The sequence below is a fragment of the Streptomyces sp. NPDC002785 genome (genome assembly GCF_040295565.1).
Lineage (GTDB): Bacteria > Actinomycetota > Actinomycetes > Streptomycetales > Streptomycetaceae > Streptomyces.
The window spans coordinates 1-3,963 of the sequence record NZ_JBEOVN010000339.1; the positions used below are offsets into that span (position 1 = coordinate 1).

The 3,963-nt window shown below is 68.0% G+C and carries 4 protein-coding genes; all 4 read left to right on the forward strand.

Translation table 11 applies throughout. The annotated features are described in order from the left end of the window. Window positions 1-176: 176 nt before the first annotated feature. The 4 genes from ABTZ94_RS36530 to ABTZ94_RS36545 all read left to right on the forward strand — a co-directional run bounded on the left by ABTZ94_RS36530 (window position 177) and on the right by ABTZ94_RS36545 (window position 3,949). Window positions 177-1,316, forward strand: coding sequence for a serine hydrolase domain-containing protein (locus ABTZ94_RS36530; RefSeq protein WP_351207598.1), 1,140 nt, complete (start codon window positions 177-179; stop codon window positions 1,314-1,316). A 136-nt stretch (window positions 1,317-1,452) separates the two neighbouring features. Continuing rightward, window positions 1,453-1,965 (forward strand): DinB family protein, encoded by a 513-nt coding sequence (locus ABTZ94_RS36535; protein WP_351207600.1) that lies wholly within the window; start codon window positions 1,453-1,455, stop codon window positions 1,963-1,965. A gap of 365 nt (window positions 1,966-2,330) precedes the next feature. Continuing rightward, window positions 2,331-2,873, forward strand: a complete 543-nt coding sequence (locus ABTZ94_RS36540) for a hypothetical protein (RefSeq protein ID WP_351207602.1) — start codon at window positions 2,331-2,333, stop codon at window positions 2,871-2,873. Between the two features lie 467 nt (window positions 2,874-3,340). Then, window positions 3,341-3,949, forward strand: a complete 609-nt coding sequence (locus ABTZ94_RS36545; RefSeq protein ID WP_351207604.1) for an IS5 family transposase — start codon at window positions 3,341-3,343, stop codon at window positions 3,947-3,949. The last annotated feature ends 14 nt before the right edge of the window (window positions 3,950-3,963 follow it).

Below are 3,963 nucleotides of genomic sequence, written 5' to 3' on the forward strand. Positions count from 1 at the left end.
GCGAAGCCGAGCGCGGGGGAGCGTGCCGGGCGTCGCGACGGGGCAAACGCTGCCTGTTGCGGCACTAGACGGAAGAAGGGCCGAAACACGCTCAACTTCCGCACCCCCGGTCAACCTCGCTCCCGCTTGCACGGTCCCTCCCGCTGACCACGCTCAACCACGAGAAGGGGGAAGACATGTCCCTGCGCAGAGGACTGACAGGAGCGGTGGCGACGGTGGCCGTCACGGCGGTGGCCCTCACCGTCCCGGCCACCGCCGTTCCCCGCACGGCCGGCCACACCGCGACTCGGCAGGCCATGGACGCCGCCGTGGCGGCCGGTGTGCCCGGTGTGACGGCCACGGTGGAGGAGGGGCACGGCACATGGCGGGCGACCTCGGGGGTCGGTGACCTGCGGACGGGTGCGCCGCGTTCGCCGCAGGACCGCTACCGCATCGCCAGCATCACCAAGACGTTCGTGTCGACCGTGCTGCTCCAGCTGGATGCCGAAGGGCGGCTGTCCCTGGACGACACGGTGGAGAAGTGGCTGCCGGGCACGGTCCACGGCCACGGCTACGACGGTCGCCGGATCACGATCCGCAACCTGCTGAACCACACCTCCGGGATCGCCAACTACACGGTGGACGAGACCTTCGCCCGCACGTACATGCTGAAGGACGGCTTCTTCCGGCACCGCTACGACACCGTGAAGCCCGAGGAGCTGGTCGGCATCGCGATGTCCCACAAGCCGGACTTCGCCCCGGGCACATCCTGGAACTACTCCAACACCAACTACGTCTTGGCCGGCATGGTGATCGAAAGGGTCACCGGCCACCCGTACGCGCAGGAGATCCGCGAGCGCATCATTGAGCCCCTGGGTCTGCGCGCCACCTCGGTGCCGGGCACCAGGACCACGGTCCCGCAGCCCAGCAGCCGCGCCTATGGCAAGCTCGCCCAGACGGCCACGGGCCCGACGTACGACGTCACGGACCTCAACCCGTCCTTTGGCTCCTCGGCGGGCGAGATGATCTCCGACTCCGCTGACCTGAACCGCTTCTACGCGGCCCTGCTGACGGGCAGGCTGCTGCCGCCGCGGCAGCTGAAGGAGATGAAGACGACGGCCCCGGCCCGGGGCCTCAACGCGGGCTACGGCCTCGGCCTGCTGGACCGCACTCTGAGCTGCGGAGTCCATGTCTGGGGCCATAGCGGTGGCATCCACGGCTCCTCGTCCGAGGCCGTCACCACGGCGGACGGCCGCCACTCCCTCGCCTTCAACTTCAACGGCGACTGGGCGGGAGACAGCGACGCGGTGATCGAGGCCGAGTACTGCGGCAGGTGAGCCGCCCGGGTCTCACCTCGTGCCGGAGCCCGCGCGGGGTACGTCCCGCGCGGGCTCCGGTTCTACTTCCTGGTGCCTTCGCCCTGCTGTGAGGCCCTGCCTGCCAACGGTTTCGACCGCTAGCGATAATCGACCGGTGAGCATCGCCGAACGCCCTATGCCGCCCCTGAACGCCGACGAGCGCACCACGCTCGAAAGCTGGCTTGACTTTCACCGCGCAACACTCGCCATGAAGTGCGAGGACCTGGACGATGAGCAGGCCGCCGTGGCGTCCGTGCCGCCGTCCGGCTTCACTCTGACCGGCCTCGTCCAGCACATGGCGGAGGTGGAGCGGAACTGGTTCCGCCGAGTGTTCGCTGGAGAACAGGCCCCGCCCATCTACGATCCGCAGGCTGACCCGCATGGCCCTGACGGCGGCCTCGAGCTGGCCGAGGGTGCCACTCTGCACGATGCTCTCGCCACCTGGCACGCGGAAGTCGCCCGCGCCCGCGAGCTCTGCGCCGACCGTGCCCTGGCCGACACTGGTCGCTTCATGGAGCAGGACGTCAGCCTCCGCTGGATCTACGTCCACATGATCGAGGAGTACGCCCGCCACAACGGCCACGCTGACCTGCTCCGGGAACGCATCGATGGCGCCACCGGCGTATAGCGCCGATCAGACAGCGTTGACCTGTCACGACGGGGTCTACGCGCTGGCCATCCAGGTGCTGCCGTCGGGTGGGTGACGTTGAAGCTGCCGCTCACGGAACTGGTTGTCTTGAGGGCGAACTCCGCGACATCGCGGACATCAACAGGTTGAACTTGAAAGCGTGATGTCGGTCAGCCCTCCAGGGTGAGGCCGGTACCGGCGAAGCAGCCGTTCGCCTGGCTTGTAGCAGGCCATCCCTGCCATCGAAATCCGCCTGGAGCCGCGGCCGCCCTCCCGGCGGAGGACTCGATGCCCCTCGCAGGGATGACCATCAGACACTGCTTCAGGCCGATCCCTGGCGCCGGCCGGGCAAGGAAGATCGGCCCATGCGATTCAAGATGCTTCATCCATCCCCGACGGTCGGTGACACCGCGCGGCCGGTCCCCAGGTGGGCCATCCGCTCCGCCCGGGTCATACCCCTGGCTGTCCTGCCATCGTGCCTGTGGCGCCTGCCGTTCGCATTCGACTACGAGATGGGCCAGGTCTATGCAGTCCACAAGACGTGGCACTGGTGGGTGATCCTCTACGTCTTCGGGCTCAGCCTTCTCTCCGAGGGGCTCGCCTACCTCTCCTTCGGCCTGGTGGCCGGATGGGGCGAAGTGGCTCCTTCCTGGATCCCAATCATCGGCGGCCGACGTATTCCACCGCTCGCAGCGATCGTCCCGGCCACCTTGGGCGGTCTGGCGCTGATCGCGCTGTGGGACCCGCTGCCGCTCGCCTGTCTCCACATCGGCGGGGTCCCCCTCGTCGAGTACTCCAACGGCTGGTGGAAGGCCCTCGCGGCAGCGGCCACTCTCCCGCTGATTCTGTGGGGGCCGCTTCTCCTGGCTGTGACGTACGCGTACTACAAGCGCCGTCGTGGAGAGTGACATGTGGTCAACTTGACTGGATTCGGTGCCGTTCGCCTGACAACCGCCAGATGCTGTCGGTAGCCCTGGGCTGTGAGGTATGAGCGGGGCGGCGGTTTGACCGACGCTGAGAGGGCCGCGCGGGAGCGGATTGCGATCTCTCGGTTTTGTGTCGGTGGTGGTGAGAGTCGGTGGTGACGTTCTGGGGTGGGGGCGTTAGAAGCCGTTGTCGTACCGAGAGGTTCGGTTGCGGGTCGAACTTGGGCTCCCGGTTGGGTGATCGGCTCGTGGCCGGGGAATGAAAGCAGGGCCTCCCGCACAGCTCATGGGTGTTGAAGTCCATTCGAGCGTCAGGAGGCCCTGTGCCTCAGTCTTCCGTGCCGGTGTCCGTGGCGTCCAACCCGGATACCCCGTCGTGTGACTGTCTCGCCCACGTGTACGGGAACGCGGCCGACCATGGCGAGCGAACGCGTCATTACCCCTCGGACATGACGGACGAGGAGTGGGCCGAGGTCCGTGCCGCGATGCCGGTGCCCGGGTGGCTGGAGGGCCGTGGCGGGCAGCCGGAAAGTTACTGCCACCGGCAGATGGTCGACGCGATCCGCTTCCTCGTCGACAACGGAATCAAGTGGCGGGCGATGCCGGTGGACTTCCCCGTCTGGGACCGGGTCTACGCGTTCTTCCGCCGCTGGCGGGACAAGGGCCTGGTCAAAGAGTTCCACGACCGGCTGCGTGGGAAGGCCCGGGAGGCGGCCGGCCGTGATCCGGAGCCGACCGCGGGCATCATCGACGCCCAGTCGGTCAAGGCCGCCGCGTCCGTGCCCGCGTCCTCACGTGGCTTCGACGGCGGGAAGAAGATCAACGGCCGTAAGCGGCACATCGTGGTCGACACGACGGGGCTGCTGCTGACGGTCATGGTCACCGCGGCAAACGTGACCGACCGGGAGGCGGGCCAGGTTCTGCTGGCCCGGCTGGCCGAGCGGTTCTTCCTGCTGAGGCTGGTCTGGGCCGACGGCGGTTACACCGGGCCCCTGGTCGACTTCGCCGCGAAGGTCGGCCTGCTCATCCTCATCGAGGGCGGCGCCTTCGGCCTGTAAGACGCGACTGTGGC

Excerpts from the sequence above, each read along its gene's own strand:
- ABTZ94_RS36530 (WP_351207598.1), top strand. The coding sequence starts at position 177 with ATGTCCCTGCGCAGAGGACTGACAGGAGCGGTGGCGACGGTGGCCGTC.
- ABTZ94_RS36540 (WP_351207602.1), top strand. The coding sequence starts at position 2,331 with ATGCGATTCAAGATGCTTCATCCATCCCCGACGGTCGGTGACACCGCG.
- ABTZ94_RS36545 (WP_351207604.1), top strand. The coding sequence starts at position 3,341 with ATGACGGACGAGGAGTGGGCCGAGGTCCGTGCCGCGATGCCGGTGCCC.